The following is a 14,213-nucleotide window of genomic DNA, read 5'->3' as shown; positions in this document are numbered from 1 at the left end:
CCATGACACAATGGGCAGCATGGAACGTGCATCAGTGCCCGCTGCCCGGGCGGTCGACTTGGTCAAAACCTACGGTGAGGGCGACACGCAGGTTCGCGCACTCGACGGGGTCAACGTGGAGTTCCGCCGCGGCGAGTTCACCGCCATCATGGGCCCCTCTGGCTCCGGCAAGTCCACACTGATGCACGTGATGGCCGGGCTCGACTCGGCCACCTCCGGCGAGGTTTTCCTCGGCGACACGGAGCTCTCCTCGCTTCACGACGGGGCGCTGACCACCCTGCGCCGCGACCGCCTCGGCTTCATCTTCCAGTCCTTCAACCTGGTCCCCACCCTAACGGCGGCGGAAAACATCACGCTGCCTACGGATATCGCCGGCGGCACGATCGACCAGGAGTGGTTTGCGCAAATCACGCGCCGGCTTGGCCTTCACGAGCGGCTTAACCACCGCCCCGCCGAGCTTTCCGGCGGCCAGCAGCAGCGCGTGGCCTGCGCCCGCGCGCTGGTCTCGCGCCCCGAAATCATCTTCGGCGACGAGCCGACCGGCAACCTCGACTCCAACTCCTCTACGGAGGTCCTACGCATTCTGCGCACCGCGGTGGACAGCGACGACCAAACAGTCGTCATCGTCACCCACGACGCGCGCGCCGCCTCCTTCGCCGACCGCGTCATCTTCCTGCGCGACGGCGCGATTATCGACGAGCTCGCGCACCCCACCATGGACGCGATCTTGCAGGTCATGGCCGGGATTGAGGGATAGCGTATGCGCCCGATGACGAAAGTGTCGCTGCGCAATGTCGCAGCGCACAAGCTCCGGCTCGCCCTGACCGTCCTCTCGGTCGTCCTCGGCACCGCGTTTCTTTCCGGGGCGCTGATGTTTACCGCCATGCTCTCTTCCACCTTCGACTCGGCGGTGGGCACGGTGCTCGACGGCACCGACGCGGTAGTCAAGGGCCCCTTGTCGCGGGAGGAGGCCAAGGAGATCGACGACGACCCGGCGGTGGCCCGAACCAATCTTTTCGCCGAAAAGTCCATCGTCGCAGCTCGCGAGGACGAAACCGCCATCCAAATGAAGATGGGTGCCTCCCGCCTAGGTGTGATGTCCAGGGACGTTGTTCTGGCCCCCGCCCGTAATGACACCGTGCCGATTCAAGAAGTATCTGTCCAGACCGCTTGCCATTGAAGGCATGTTAGAGTTTGGGGCATGTCGAGTCCCGAATCAGACAGGTCAGGGGTTGTCGGTCACACCGCCAGCCCCTTGAACCACTAGTTACGACGCCCACGATCTGTGTGGGCGTATGTCTGGCGTACCCGGGGCGCTGGCCGTGGTGACAAGAAGAACCATTTCTTGATCTCACACCTCGGAGTACTCGATGCCTTTTGCCCTCTACATGCTTGCCCTGGCGGTCTTCGTCATGGGCACTTCAGAATTCATGCTCGCGGGATTGCTCCCCGCGATCGCGACCGAACTTGACGTCTCGGTCGGCACTGCGGGCCTGCTGACCTCCGCATTCGCAGTCGGTATGGTCGTCGGCGCGCCAGTGATGGCGGCATTCGCTCGCCGTTGGCCACCGCGGCTCACATTGATCGTTTGCCTTCTCGTGTTCGCGGGAAGCCACGTCATCGGAGCGATGACACCAGTGTTCTCTCTCCTGCTCATCACCCGGGTGCTCAGCGCTCTCGCAAACGCAGGATTCCTCGCCGTAGCACTGAGCACGGCCACTACCCTCGTGCCAGCGAACCAGAAGGGGCGTGCACTGTCGATCCTGCTCTCCGGCACGACGATCGCAACCGTCGTGGGCGTCCCCGCCGGGGCACTGCTCGGCACAGCGCTGGGCTGGCGAACGACGTTCTGGGCGATCGCCATCCTCTGTATTCCCGCGGCCGTTGGAGTCATTCGTGGCGTCACGAACAATGTTGGTCGGAGCGAGACTAGCGCGACCTCACCAAGGCTCCGTGTCGAGCTCAGCCAGTTGGCGACGCCGCGGCTCATCCTGGCCATGGCACTCGGAGCGCTGATCAACGGAGGGACCTTTGCGGCATTCACCTTCCTGGCACCCATCGTGACCGAGACCGCGGGCTTGGCCGAAGCGTGGGTGTCCGTCGCGCTGGTGATGTTCGGCATCGGATCGTTCCTTGGCGTCACGATCGCAGGACGACTATCAGATCAACGACCTGGCCTCGTGCTCGCAGTCGGCGGACCGCTATTGCTGACAGGCTGGATCGTGTTGGCAGTGGTCGCATCTCATCCCGTTGCGCTTATCGTCCTCGTCCTCGTTCAGGGATTCCTGTCGTTCGGCGTCGGCAGTACTCTGATCACGCGTGTGCTGTATGCAGCATCGGGTGCGCCAACGATGGGCGGTTCGTACGCAACCGCAGCATTGAATATCGGAGCTGCAGCGGGGCCCGTGCTTGGTGCGCTCGGGCTCGCGACCGGGCTGGGGCTGCTCGCGCCGGTTTGGGTCGCTTCGGTGCTGACAGCGATCGCTCTCGTCATCATGCTTCTCACCAGACGCGCGCTTACGAAGACCGCGGCGGAGGCCAATTGATGACCCATCCGAACGCTCTTCTCACTCCTCGTGCCCGTCTCCGGTTAGCCCGGCTGATTGTCGAAGACGGCTATCCGGCCACGATCGCCGCAAAGATGGGGTCGTTTGCGGGAGAGGGCGAAATCCTACGCTAAGGCTTTGGCCAACGATATTCTCCGGTAAGATTGATGTGTTCCCAGGGGATAGGAGAAGTCGCTTGATATCTAGTATGACGTCTGTCGCACCTGCTTGATCGCGGCCGCGATAGCTAGATCGCGTTGCTCCTCTTCTCCATCCGCGTTCCAAGCTGCGGAAAGGCACCCATAAGCGTACGCCTGGTCGAGCAGGCGACGCGGATCGACGTCCAGCGCACGAGAGAATGCGTCCGCCATCTGTGCAATGCGTCTAGGATCGAGACAAAGGTCGTCTCTGTCAGCCGGATCGTAGAACATATTGGCGGCGCCAAAGCCCACTTCACCGACCAGACCGACGGGATCTATCACCAGCCAGCCGCGACTGGAGAACATGATGTTTTCATGATGCAGATCGCCATGTAGCCCACGCAGTTCCGAGGCATTGCTCATCATTTGATCGGCTATAATCGCCGCGTGGACGTAGTCAGTTTGACAACCTGCGTTTTGATCATCGCGCGCCCGCTGAAACAAAGCTGCAAAGCGATCCCGGATCGGGAGAAGGGCAGAAGGCAGGGGTTCCTCAGATGCGGCATACAGCTTCGCCATTAGTTCCGCTGCAATTTCGGTCGCCTGGTAGTCGCCGTGCTCGGCAACGATGTGAGAGAGCATTCGCTCCCCGGCATATTCGAGCAACATCAGATTGTTCTCACGACCGAGCAACCGGACTGCTCCCCTCCCATTGCGCCATACCAGATAGTCGGCCCCGCGCAGTTCATCAGCAATGTCTTCTATAGGTTTCAATCCCTTGACGATTGCAGGAGTCCCGTCTGGCAATGAAACTTTCCAAACGAGGCTGGAAAAGGTGTCCGCAATGAGAACAGGTTGCGAAACGTGCCAATGAGCAGGAAAAACAGGCGGCATGAACATCAACCCCAAGTCAGAGGGTCCAATCGCAGATAGAAGGCAAGGCGTTCGCGGTCGGGGGCTTCGATCCCCAATACATTGAATAGGACAGCGAAGGCGCGCTCTGCTTCATCTGGCGCTGCCCAGTTCTCTTCGGCGTTAGCAATCATGAGTGCCAAATCGGCATAGCGATCTGCTGTTCCGAGCCGCCCAAGGTCGATCAGACCCGTGCATTGAAGAGTTTTAGGGTCCACCATGAAGTTCGGCATGCAGGGATCACCATGGCAAACAACCATATCGGTGCGCTCTTGGTCGAGCCGCACCGGTAGCTCTCGTTCGACACGAGCCAAAAGATCGAGCTGCGGCGTACTCTTGTCCTCGTCCGGTAAGAAGTCGGGATTGACGGCATTGCGGGACACCACATCAACGGCGCGTCCGAACATTCGCGACAGCCTGCGCTCAAACGGACATTGATCAACCGATAGGCTGTGAACAGCGCCAAGTTGCTGCCCCATTGACGGCCACGCTTTGAGCAAATCCGCTCCAGACAGATCAGCCGCCGGTACTCCCGGAATTGCCGTTATCACCAAGCATGCACCCTCCTGTTCCTCCTGCCAGTTGATCACCTCGGGGCAAGCCACACCTCGACCTTTGAGCCAAATGAGGCGGTCACGCTCTCCAGCGAGCTCACCGCGGCGGGAAGCAGGTGCGATTTTCGCGAAGGCATGCCCGTCACCACGTCGAAAAACAAAATCACCAGATTCTCCGCCTCTGACAGGCAACCAGTCAGAATGCGATTCACCAAAAAAAATATTAGTTCGATTCAATGGAGGTTCCTTCAGTTTTCTGATGAAGCGCGGAGGTGGCTCAACCTGCGAAAAGAAACGAGTTGCTACGTAAGTCCGAGAACATGCTTTCCATGGTCTCTGAGCTCGCCTTTGGGACCGACATATCGGTAGAGAGTGACGCGCTCGATGCCGAGTTCCTTGCAGAGATCGGAAACTGAAGTATCGCGCTGGGCCATGGCGGCTTGCGCGAGACGCACCTGAGCTTTGGTGAGCGCGAATTTTCGTCCGCCCTTGCGACCGCGCGCTCTCGCGGAGGCGAGACCCGCCATGGTGCGCTCTCGGATCAGATCCCGCTCGAACTCGGCCAAGGTGGCGAAGATTCCGAACACCATGCGACCGGACGCAGTCGTGGTGTCGATCTGAGCGGGCACTGTTGCAAAGTTAGCGATGAGGCAGCCTTTTGTCTTATTCAAAGGCCTTACATTTCAAAAACTCTGCTTACCAGGCGCATTTCGCCCAGGGGATCACCATAATAAAATGCTGAGGCCTGGCCTTTGCGTAGTGCACGCATCACCTCAATACCTTTGATGGTGGCGTAAGCCGTCTTCATGGATTTAAATCCCAGCGTGGCGTTGATTATCCGTTTCAGTTTGCCATGATCGCATTCAATCACGTTGTTCCGGTACTTAATCTGTCGGTGTTCAACGTCAGACGGGCACCGGCCTTCGCGTTTGAGCAGAGCAAGCGCGCGACCATAGGCGGGCGCTTTATCCGTGTTGATGAATCGCGGGATCTGCCACTTCTTCACGTTGTTGAGGATTTTACCCAGAAACCGGTATGCAGCTTTGCTGTTACGACGGGAGGAGAGATAAAAATCGACAGTGCGGCCCCGGCTGTCGACGGCCCGGTACAGATACGCCCAGCGGCCATTGACCTTCACGTAGGTTTCATCCATGTGCCACGGGCAAAGATCGGAAGGGTTACGCCAGTACCAGCGCAGCCGTTTTTCCATTTCAGGCGCATAACGCTGAACCCAGCGGTAAATCGTGGAGTGATCGACATTCACTCCGCGTTCAGCCAGCATCTCCTGCAGCTCACGGTAACTGATGCCGTATTTGCAGTACCAGCGTACGGCCCACAGAATGATGTCACGCTGAAAATGCCGGCCTTTGAATGGGTTCATGTGCAGCTCCATCAGCAAAAGGGGATGATAAGTTTATCACCACCGACTATTTGCAACAGTGCCCCGTCCGGATACTGCCAGATATCGGCGTCCAGGGAGATGTCCTGAAGCGCGGTGTCCGGAATTTCAGGTTTGTGTCTCTACAAAGACTAACTATCAGAAAAACTCATCGAGCATCAAATGAAACTGCAATTTATTCATATCAGGATTATCAATACCATATTTTTGAAAAAGCCGTTTCTGTAATGAAGGAGAAAACTCACCGAGGCAGTTCCATAGGATGGCAAGATCCTGGTATCGGTCTGCGATTCCGACTCGTCCAACATCAATACAACCTATTAATTTCCCCTCGTCAAAAATAAGGTTATCAAGTGAGAAATCACCATGAGTGACGACTGAATCCGGTGAGAATGGCAAAAGCTTATGCATTTCTTTCCAGACTTGTTCAACAGGCCAGCCATTACGCTCGTCATCAAAATCACTAGCATCAACCAAACCGTTATTCATTCGTGATTGCGCCTGAGCGAGACGAAATACGCGATCGCTGTTAAAAGGACAATTACAAACAGGAATCGAATGCAACCGGCGCAGGAACACTGCCAGCGCATCAACAATATTTTCACCTGAATCAGGATATTCTTCTAATACCTGGAATGCTGTTTTCCCGGGGATCGCAGTGGTGAGTAACCATGCATCATCAGGAGTACGGATAAAATGCTTGATGGTCGGAAGAGGCATAAATGCCGTCAGCCAGTTTAGTCTGACCATCTCATCTGTAACATCATTGGCAACGCTACCTTTGCCATGTTTCAGAAACAACTCTGGCGCATTGGGCTTCCCATACAATCGATAGATTGTCGCACCTGATTGCCCGACATTATCGCGAGCCCATCTATACCCATATAAATCAGCATCCAGGTTGGAATTTAATCGCGGCCTCGAGCAAGACGTTTCCCGTTGAATATGGCTCATAACACCCCTTGTATTACTGTTTATGTAAGCAGACAGTTTTATTGTTCATGATGATATATTTTTATCTTGTGCAATATAACATGGGTTGGCACTGTTGCAAATAGTCGGTGGTGATAAACTTATCATCCCCTTTTGCTGATGGAGCTGCACATGAACCCATTCAAAGGCCGGCATTTTCAGCGTGACATCATTCTGTGGGCCGTACGCTGGTACTGCAAATACGGCATCAGTTACCGTGAGCTGCAGGAGATGCTGGCTGAACGCGGAGTGAATGTCGATCACTCCACGATTTACCGCTGGGTTCAGCGTTATGCGCCTGAAATGGAAAAACGGCTGCGCTGGTACTGGCGTAACCCTTCCGATCTTTGCCCGTGGCACATGGATGAAACCTACGTGAAGGTCAATGGCCGCTGGGCGTATCTGTACCGGGCCGTCGACAGCCGGGGCCGCACTGTCGATTTTTATCTCTCCTCCCGTCGTAACAGCAAAGCTGCATACCGGTTTCTGGGTAAAATCCTCAACAACGTGAAGAAGTGGCAGATCCCGCGATTCATCAACACGGATAAAGCGCCCGCCTATGGTCGCGCGCTTGCTCTGCTCAAACGCGAAGGCCGGTGCCCGTCTGACGTTGAACACCGACAGATTAAGTACCGGAACAACGTGATTGAATGCGATCATGGCAAACTGAAACGGATAATCAACGCCACGCTGGGATTTAAATCCATGAAGACGGCTTACGCCACCATCAAAGGTATTGAGGTGATGCGTGCACTACGCAAAGGCCAGGCCTCAGCATTTTATTATGGTGATCCCCTGGGCGAAATGCGCCTGGTAAGCAGAGTTTTTGAAATGTAAGGCCTTTGAATAAGACAAAAGGCTGCCTCATCGCTAACTTTGCAACAGTGCCTCTGAGCGCCCTTTCCAGTCAGAACCCGCAGGCCGATCTTGCGGTCTGACAGCTCCTTCACCGTGTTGACCAGATGGGCAAGCGATCGTCCGAGGCGATCGAGCTTCCAGACCACCAGCACATCGCCGTCACGCAATGACTTGAGGCAGGCAGTCAAGCCAGGGCGATCATCACGACCGCCGGAAGCAAGATCATCATAGATATTGTCCCGTTCGACACCTGCGGCGCGCAAGGCGTCGTGCTGCAGGTCGAGAGACTGCGAGCCATCGGCTTTGGAGACGCGGGCATATCCGATCAGCATGTATCACAAACGTTGGTTTGAGGCGGCGCTTCGGCCACGATTGCATTGACCTCTGGAAATGTATCTCAACCAGCTTCATAAACAAAGCGTCTTGAACGCTATCAGATTTTGAAAAAGGAACATGTATGCCGCGTCGCGTCACTCTAACCGATCGGCAGAAAGACGCGCTGTTGCGCTTGCCGACTTCACAGACGGATTTGCTCAAGCACTATACGCTGAGTGATGAAGACTTTGGGCATATCAGGCTGCGTCGGCGCGCTCACAACAGGTTCGGCTTCGCCCTGCAATTGTGTGTCCTGCGCTATCCCGGCCGGGTGCTGGCTCCAGGCGAACTGATCCCTGCAGAGGTCATCGAATTTATCGGAGCGCAGCTTGGCCTGGGTGCCGACGATCTCGTAGACTATGCTGCCCGCGAGGAAACACGGCACGAGCATCTTGCCGAGTTACGGGGGCTCTACGGCTTCCGCACCTTCTCCGGACGTGGTGCGAGCGAGCTGAAGGAATGGTTGTTCCGAGAAGCCGAGATGGCGGTGTCGAACGAGGATATCGCCCGTCGCTTCGTAGCCGAGTGCCGACGCACCCGCACTGTCCTTCCCGCGACATCCACGATCGAGCGGCTTTGTGCCGCGGCTCTCGTCGATGCCGAGCGACGCATCGAGACGAGGATCGCCAGTCGGCTGCCTATGTCGATCCGAGAACAGTTGCTGGCATTGCTCGAGGAGACGGCTGATGATCGGGTGACCCGTTTTGTGTGGCTGCGCCAGTTCGAGCCTGGCTCGAACTCTTCGTCGGCCAACCGGCTGCTCGACCGGCTCGAATATCTGCAACGCGTCGATCTCCCCGAGGATCTGCTTGCCGGCGTTCCTGCCCATCGGGTGACTCGTCTGCGCAGGCAGGGTGAACGGTATTATGCCGACGGCATGCGCGATCTCCCGGAGGACAGGCGGCTTGCGATCTTGGCTGTTTGCGTCTCGGAATGGCAGGCGATGTTGGCCGACGCAGTGGTCGAAACCCACGACCGGATCGTCGGCCGTCTCTACCGTGCTTCGGAGCGTATTTGCCATGCAAAGGTCGCAGACGAAGCGGGGGTGGTGCGTGACACCCTGAAATCCTTCGCCGAGATCGGGGGCGCCCTGGTCGATGCACAGGATGATGGCCAGCCGCTGGGCGATGTCATCGCGAGTGGGTCAGGGTGGGACGGCTTAAAAACCCTTGTTGCAATGGCAACCAGGCTGACCGCCACCATGGCCGACGATCCGCTCAATCATGTGCTCGACGGTTATCACCGCTTCCGCCGATACGCTCCACGCATGTTGCGCCTGCTCGATCTGCGAGCTGCGCCCGTTGCACTGCCGCTTCTGGAAGCGGTGACGGCCCTTCGTACCGGTTTGAACGATGCCGCGATGACCAGCTTCTTGCGGCCCAGCTCGAAATGGCATCGCCACCTTCGGGCCCAGAGGGCTGGCGACGCTCGCCTATGGGAGATCGCGGTGCTGTTCCATCTGCGCGATGCGTTCCGCTCCGGAGATGTCTGGCTTACTAGGTCCCGGCGCTATGGCGATCTGAAACACGCACTCGTTCCGGCACAAGCCATCGCGGAAGGCGGTCGTCTCGCTGTGCCATTGCGGCCGGAGGAATGGCTGGCAGACCGGCAAGCTCGCCTCGACATGCGGTTGCGCGAGCTTGGCCGTGCCGCTCGCGCAGGCACGATCCCGGGCGGGTCGATTGAAAACGGCGTTCTGCATATCGAGAAACTCGAAGCCGCCGCGCCGACAGGCGCCGAAGATCTGGTGCTCGATCTCTACAAGCAGATCCCGCCCACGCGCATCACCGATCTCCTGCTGGAGGTGGATGCGGCGACCGGCTTCACCGAAGCGTTCACCCATCTGCGCACAGGAGCACCCTGCGCTGACCGGATCGGGCTAATGAACGTTATCTTGGCGGAAGGGATCAACCTCGGCTTGCGCAAAATGGCGGATGCGACAAACACCCACACCTTCTGGGAATTGATCCGCATTGGACGGTGGCATGTCGAGGGCGAAGCCTATGACCGGGCGCTGGCCATGGTGGTCGAGGCACAGGCAGCGTTACCCATGGCCCGGTTCTGGGGCATGGGCACGTCGGCTTCGAGCGACGGACAGTTCTTCGTCGCTACAGAGCAAGGTGAGGCCATGAACCTGGTCAACGCGAAATATGGCAATACCCCGGGCCTGAAAGCCTATAGCCACGTCTCCGACCAATATGCGCCGTTCGCAACCCAGGTGATTCCTGCAACGGCAAGCGAAGCGCCTTACATCCTCGATGGCCTGCTGATGAACGATGCTGGACGCCATATCCGCGAGCAGTTCACCGACACGGGCGGCTTCACCGATCACGTCTTTGCCGCATGTGCCATTCTCGGCTACCGGTTCGCTCCGCGCATCCGCGACCTGCCATCCAAACGGCTCTACGCGTTCAATCCGTCGGCCGCCCCGGCGCACCTGCGAGCGTTGATCGGCGGAAAGGTCAACCAAGCCATGATCGAGCGCAATTGGCCCGACATCCTGCGCATCGCCGCCACCATTGCTGCCGGGACCGTCGCGCCAAGCCAGATTCTGCGGAAACTCGCCTCCTATCCGCGGCAGAACGAGCTCGCGACAGCCCTGCGGGAAGTCGGTCGCGTCGAGCGCACCCTGTTCATGATCGACTGGATTCTGGATGCCGAACTCCAACGGCGTGCCCAGATCGGGCTCAACAAAGGCGAAGCTCATCATGCGCTGAAGCGGGCAATCAGCTTCCACCGCCGCGGTGAAATCCGCGACCGTTCCGCCGAAGGCCAGCATTACCGCATCGCCGGCATGAATCTGCTCGCCGCCATCATCATCTTCTGGAACACCATGAAGCTCGGCGAGGTCGTTGCAAACCAGAAACGCGATGGAAAGCTGCTATCGCCCGATCTCTTGGCCCATGTTTCGCCGCTCGGATGGGAACACATCAATCTCACCGGAGAATATCGCTGGCCAAAGCCTTAGCGTAGGATTCCGCCCCCTCCCGCAAACGACCCCAAGATGTTCATGGTCTCCCCGATCACTGCCCGGAAATGGGCAGGCCGCTACCGGGAAGAGGGTGAGTTTGGGATGCAGGATCGCTCCAGCAAGCCGCACCGGATCCCAGGCAGGACGCCCGAGCATGTCAAGAAGAAGATCATCAACCTGCGCTGGCGGCTTCGACTGGGGCCAGCCCAGATCGCTGCGCGACTTGGTCTCTCGACGTCGACTGTTCACGCGGTCCTCGTCCGTTGCCGCGTGAACCGCCTCTCGCATATCGATCGTGTCACTGGCGAGCCATTGCGGCGATATGAGCATCCTCATCCGGGATCGTTGATTCATGTCGATGTCACGAAGTTCGGCAACATCCCCGACGGCGGTGGACATCGTTACGTAGGTCGGCAGCAAGGCGCACGGAACAAGCTCGCGACTCCGGGATTACCACGAGGAAAAGATCACAAGCCGCGCACCGGGACGGCGTTCGTTCACACAGTCATCGACGACCACTCCCGCGTCGCATACGCAGAAATCTGGTCGGATGAGCAGGCGAGCACAGCGGTGGGAGTTCTCGAACGCGCCGTGGCCTGGTTCGCCGAACGAGGCGTGACCGTCGAGCGAGTCCTATCCGACAACGGGTCGGCATACAGATCCCACGCATGGAGGGACTTCTGCGCTCGGCTCGGCATCCGACACAAGCGGACACGCCCCTACCGGCCGCAGACGAACGGGAAGATCGAGCGATTCCACCGCACGCTCGGGGACGGCTGGGCCTATGCCAGGTTTTACGGTTCAGAGGCCGAACGACGCCTGGCGCTGCCCGGCTGGCTCCACTTCTACAACCACCACCGACACCACTCTGCGATTGGCGGCGTACCCTTCGACCGACTCAACAACGTCCCTGGACATCACACCTAGGCCTCTATTACGGCCCCGACGAGGCCGTGGGCGCGCCCACCGAGCTTGTCGACGGCCACGCCCCAGACGAAATTGGCGAGGCCGTAGTCAACCGCAACGGCGCGGAAAACTACGGCATCGAACTCGGCGAGCGCCTCATCGTGGTCGATAGGGATGGACGCCAGGACATCACCGTCACCGGCTTCTACGACCATGAACTCGCCCAGCAGTCCTCCCTGCTGTTCCGAGTCAGTCCGGAGACCTACACGGAGTACTACACGCAGGACGACACGGTGCCCGCGCTGACCGTCGCGGGTCAGGGCACAGAGCCGGAAGCGCTCGTCGACAAGCTGCGCACGAGCCACCCCGACCTAGATATCAACACCGGCGAATCGGTCGCGGAGGAAACCAGCAAGCAGATCCGCGACGCGTTGAGCTTTGTCAGCTACTTCCTCATCGCCTTCGCGCTGGTGGGACTGCTGGTGGGCACCTTCCTCATCGCCAATACCTTCTCCATGATCGTGGCGCAGCGCACCAAGGAGTTCGCGCTGCTGCGCGCGATCGGTGCCACCCGCGGCCAGATCACGCGCTCGGTGGCGTTAGAGTCCGCGCTCGTCGGCGTGCTCGGCTCCGCTCTCGGCGTGGCTGGCGGCGTGGGGCTCGTCGCCGCGATCAAGGTGGCGATGCGCACTTACGGCATGGAGCTTCCCGACACCGGGCTCGGCCTGACCTGGCAAGCAGTCCTGGTGCCGCTGGTCGTCGGCACCGTGGTCACCATTTGCTCCGCACTCGCACCGGCCCGCCGCGCGGGCAAGGTCCGCCCAGTCGAGGCGATGCGCGCCAGCGAGTCCGCCACCCCGCAACCGCTCAAGGCCCGCACCATCGCCGGGCTTATCCTCATCGTTCTTGGCGTGGCCGCGGCGGCCGCCGCCATGGGCTGGGAGGACGGCTCCACCGGGCGCCGGGCCGCGCTCGTCGGTGTGGCCGCGCTTGGCGCGATTAGCGGCCTGTTCCTCGCCGGGCCCGCGCTCAGCCTGCCAGTGGTGCCGCCGTTTGGGCGGGCGATCGGGTTGCCTTTCGGGGCCGTCGGCAAGCTGGCGTCCACGAACACGAGCCGCAACCCGCGCCGCACCGCCACCACCGCCTTCGCGCTCATGCTGGGCATCGCGCTGGTCACCGTGATCGGCATGCTGGGCGCGAGCATGAAGCACTCGGTCGACGACATGGCGAAAAGCGAATTCAGCGCCGACTACGTCCTCTACGGCCCCGACCTCGGCTCCTTCCCCGTGCCCAGCGATCTGCCGGAGCGGCTTGCCGACGTCCACGGAGTCGGCACCATCACCAGCTACAGCCAAGCACCCGTGACGGTGGACGGCGAGTACGGCCACCAGCTCGGGCAGGTCGGTGCCACCGACCTGATCCACGGCGACGCCGCGGACCTGCTCCAGCTCAACATGGTGGAAGGCTCCGCGGACCTAAACGGCGACACGCTGATCGCGCCCTCCCACATCGCCGCCGAGCGCGGCTGGCACGTCGGCGACACCATCGAGCTTGCCGCGCCCGGTGTGTCCACCGAGACGACGACGGTGACCGTGGGCGGCATCTTTGAAGACTCGAATGTGCTGCAGACCTTCGTCGTCTCCGCGCAGGCCGCCGCGAAGATAGCGACGTGGCGGGCGGAGACGATCCTGATGGTGGGCGTCGGCGGTGACGGCAGCGTGGACGTCGAGAAGCTGCGCGCGAACCTCGAGGACGCCGTGCGCCACGACATCGTGGTGCAAGTCCGCTCCGCCGAAGACGCCGCCGGCGAGACCGGAGCGCTGATCGACCAGATGCTGTTCATCCTCTACGCTCTACTCTCGCTTGCCGTGATCATCGCGGTGCTGGGCATCATCAACACGCTCACGCTGTCTGTCATCGAGCGCCGCCAGGAGATCGGCATGCTGCGCGCGGTGGGTACGCAGCGCAGGCAGGTGCGCACCATGATCACGCTCGAGTCGGTGCAGATGTCCGTCTTCGGCGCGGTCCTCGGCGTGCTCCTCGGGCTGGGCCTCGGCTGGGCCTTCCTCACCGTGCTGGAGAGTCAGGGCATGTCCTCGATCATCGTGCCCGCGCGTATGATCGGCATCGTGCTTTTGGGCTCATTGGTCGTGGGTGTACTCGCCGCGCTCTGGCCGGCCCGGCGCGCAGCGGCGACCGGGCCGCTGGAGGCAATTGCCGACTAACTTTTCGGCGAAAAGTTTATTGTCGCTGGTCATGCGGTGACTCAATAGTCATCCGCAAGTCCAGCGCGGCGAGAATCTTCAGCAGAGTATCAACCGTCGGGTTCCCCAGCCCATTCTCGATTCGGCTAAGTTCAGCCTGCTGAATCCCGGCGCCATCGGCCACCGCTTGCTGGGATAGACGCCTATTTTTCCGCACGGTAGCCAATGTCGTCCCGATAGCGTCGCGCTCGGCGATCTCTGCCCTGAAAGCGCCCGCCGCCGCCTCGTACACCAGCTTCGCCTCGGCCGAAGCGCCCTCTTTGTACGGCTTGATGAACTCTTCGTACTTCGTCGTGGACATTACCCGCGCCTCCCT

At 59.8% G+C, this 14,213-nt stretch carries 13 protein-coding genes and 3 pseudogenes; 9 read left to right on the top strand and 7 right to left on the bottom strand.

The window, feature by feature from the left end:
- Nucleotides 1-19: 19 nt before the first annotated feature.
- From CIMIT_RS00710 to CIMIT_RS12505, 5 genes and pseudogenes are all read left to right on the top strand, one after another.
- Entirely contained in the window at nucleotides 20-757 is a 738-nt protein-coding gene (locus tag CIMIT_RS00710) for an ABC transporter ATP-binding protein (protein WP_038593562.1), read from the top strand.
- A gap of 12 nt (nucleotides 758-769) precedes the next feature.
- Nucleotides 770-1,180, top strand: coding sequence for a hypothetical protein (locus tag CIMIT_RS12850; protein WP_144311785.1), 411 nt, complete (start codon nucleotides 770-772; stop codon nucleotides 1,178-1,180).
- Between the two features lie 115 nt (nucleotides 1,181-1,295).
- Nucleotides 1,296-1,349 carry a chloramphenicol resistance leader peptide gene (locus CIMIT_RS13095; RefSeq protein ID WP_011113070.1) on the top strand — a complete coding sequence of 18 codons (54 nt, stop codon included), beginning with the start codon at nucleotides 1,296-1,298 and terminating at the stop codon, nucleotides 1,347-1,349.
- A gap of 21 nt (nucleotides 1,350-1,370) precedes the next feature.
- Nucleotides 1,371-2,546 (top strand): chloramphenicol efflux MFS transporter Cmx, encoded by a 1,176-nt coding sequence (cmx, locus tag CIMIT_RS00700; protein WP_005297378.1) that lies wholly within the window; start codon nucleotides 1,371-1,373, stop codon nucleotides 2,544-2,546.
- Nucleotides 2,546-2,644: pseudogene (locus CIMIT_RS12505) on the top strand (IS481 family transposase); the annotation flags it as partial. The gene cmx and the pseudogene CIMIT_RS12505, both read left to right, overlap by 1 nt.
- Before the next feature lie 105 nt (nucleotides 2,645-2,749).
- On the opposite strand, the gene CIMIT_RS00695 reads toward CIMIT_RS12505, so the two are convergent.
- The 5 genes and pseudogenes from CIMIT_RS00695 to aph(3')-Ia form a co-directional block, all read right to left on the bottom strand.
- Complete coding sequence (locus CIMIT_RS00695) at nucleotides 2,750-3,586, bottom strand: aminoglycoside O-phosphotransferase APH(6)-Id (RefSeq protein ID WP_000480968.1); 837 nt, start codon at nucleotides 3,584-3,586, stop codon at nucleotides 2,750-2,752.
- Nucleotides 3,586-4,389: an aminoglycoside O-phosphotransferase APH(3'')-Ib gene (gene aph(3'')-Ib / locus CIMIT_RS00690; protein ID WP_001082319.1), complete on the bottom strand. Its 804-nt coding sequence runs from the start codon at nucleotides 4,387-4,389 to the stop codon at nucleotides 3,586-3,588. Before aph(3'')-Ib ends, CIMIT_RS00695 begins: the two co-directional genes overlap by 1 nt.
- Before the next feature lie 65 nt (nucleotides 4,390-4,454).
- Nucleotides 4,455-4,775 (bottom strand): annotated as a pseudogene (locus CIMIT_RS00680) (recombinase family protein); the annotation flags it as partial.
- Between the two features lie 53 nt (nucleotides 4,776-4,828).
- The gene (locus CIMIT_RS00675; protein ID WP_001067858.1) at nucleotides 4,829-5,533 is read right to left on the bottom strand and encodes an IS6-like element IS26 family transposase; all 705 of its coding nucleotides are present in this window, start codon (nucleotides 5,531-5,533) and stop codon (nucleotides 4,829-4,831) included.
- Between the two features lie 156 nt (nucleotides 5,534-5,689).
- Nucleotides 5,690-6,505 carry an aminoglycoside O-phosphotransferase APH(3')-Ia gene (gene aph(3')-Ia / locus CIMIT_RS12250; RefSeq protein ID WP_000018326.1) on the bottom strand — a complete coding sequence of 272 codons (816 nt, stop codon included), beginning with the start codon at nucleotides 6,503-6,505 and terminating at the stop codon, nucleotides 5,690-5,692.
- A gap of 150 nt (nucleotides 6,506-6,655) precedes the next feature.
- Between aph(3')-Ia and CIMIT_RS00670 the strand changes: the two genes are divergently transcribed.
- Nucleotides 6,656-7,360 carry an IS6-like element IS26 family transposase gene (locus CIMIT_RS00670; RefSeq protein ID WP_001067858.1) on the top strand — a complete coding sequence of 235 codons (705 nt, stop codon included), beginning with the start codon at nucleotides 6,656-6,658 and terminating at the stop codon, nucleotides 7,358-7,360.
- Here the strand turns inward: CIMIT_RS00670 and CIMIT_RS12245 are convergent.
- Entirely contained in the window at nucleotides 7,306-7,713 is a 408-nt protein-coding gene (locus CIMIT_RS12245; protein ID WP_012360777.1) for a recombinase family protein, read from the bottom strand. The two genes, CIMIT_RS00670 and CIMIT_RS12245, sit on opposite strands and share 55 nt — an antisense overlap.
- A gap of 125 nt (nucleotides 7,714-7,838) precedes the next feature.
- On the opposite strand from CIMIT_RS12245, the gene CIMIT_RS00665 reads away from it, so the two are divergent.
- The 3 genes and pseudogenes from CIMIT_RS00665 (at nucleotide 7,839) to CIMIT_RS00655 (ending at nucleotide 13,858) form a co-directional block, all read left to right on the top strand.
- Nucleotides 7,839-10,724 (top strand): Tn3 family transposase, encoded by a 2,886-nt coding sequence (locus tag CIMIT_RS00665; RefSeq protein WP_011116984.1) that lies wholly within the window; start codon nucleotides 7,839-7,841, stop codon nucleotides 10,722-10,724.
- A 39-nt stretch (nucleotides 10,725-10,763) separates the two neighbouring features.
- Nucleotides 10,764-11,654, top strand: a pseudogene (locus tag CIMIT_RS00660) (IS481-like element IS5564 family transposase); the annotation flags it as partial.
- A 26-nt stretch (nucleotides 11,655-11,680) separates the two neighbouring features.
- A complete protein-coding gene (locus tag CIMIT_RS00655) occupies nucleotides 11,681-13,858 on the top strand; it encodes an ABC transporter permease (protein ID WP_051904678.1) in 2,178 nt (725 codons plus the stop codon).
- Nucleotides 13,859-13,874: 16 nt separating this feature from the next.
- On the opposite strand, the gene CIMIT_RS00650 is transcribed toward CIMIT_RS00655, so the two are convergent.
- On the bottom strand, nucleotides 13,875-14,198 hold the full coding sequence (locus CIMIT_RS00650; protein ID WP_051904677.1) for a helix-turn-helix domain-containing protein: 324 nt from the start codon (nucleotides 14,196-14,198) through the stop codon (nucleotides 13,875-13,877).
- Nucleotides 14,199-14,213 lie beyond the last annotated feature (15 nt).

The sequence above is a fragment of the Corynebacterium imitans genome (assembly GCF_000739455.1).
In the GTDB taxonomy this organism is placed as follows: Bacteria; Actinomycetota; Actinomycetes; order Mycobacteriales; family Mycobacteriaceae; genus Corynebacterium; species Corynebacterium imitans.
Note: the sequence above shows the minus strand (reverse complement) of the source record. Positions and strands in the feature narration are given on the sequence as shown.

Bases quoted from the DNA above. Each gene is read 5' to 3' on its own strand.
- CIMIT_RS00665 (WP_011116984.1), top strand. From the start codon at position 7,839: ATGCCGCGTCGCGTCACTCTAACCGATCGGCAGAAAGACGCGCTGTTG.
- CIMIT_RS12245 (WP_012360777.1), bottom strand. From the start codon at position 7,713: ATGCTGATCGGATATGCCCGCGTCTCCAAAGCCGATGGCTCGCAGTCT.
- CIMIT_RS00675 (WP_001067858.1), bottom strand. From the start codon at position 5,533: ATGAACCCATTCAAAGGCCGGCATTTTCAGCGTGACATCATTCTGTGG.
- cmx (WP_005297378.1), top strand. From the start codon at position 1,371: ATGCCTTTTGCCCTCTACATGCTTGCCCTGGCGGTCTTCGTCATGGGC.
- CIMIT_RS00695 (WP_000480968.1), bottom strand. From the start codon at position 3,586: ATGTTCATGCCGCCTGTTTTTCCTGCTCATTGGCACGTTTCGCAACCT.
- CIMIT_RS12850 (WP_144311785.1), top strand. From the start codon at position 770: ATGACGAAAGTGTCGCTGCGCAATGTCGCAGCGCACAAGCTCCGGCTC.
- CIMIT_RS00650 (WP_051904677.1), bottom strand. From the start codon at position 14,198: ATGTCCACGACGAAGTACGAAGAGTTCATCAAGCCGTACAAAGAGGGC.
- CIMIT_RS00670 (WP_001067858.1), top strand. From the start codon at position 6,656: ATGAACCCATTCAAAGGCCGGCATTTTCAGCGTGACATCATTCTGTGG.
- CIMIT_RS00710 (WP_038593562.1), top strand. From the start codon at position 20: ATGGAACGTGCATCAGTGCCCGCTGCCCGGGCGGTCGACTTGGTCAAA.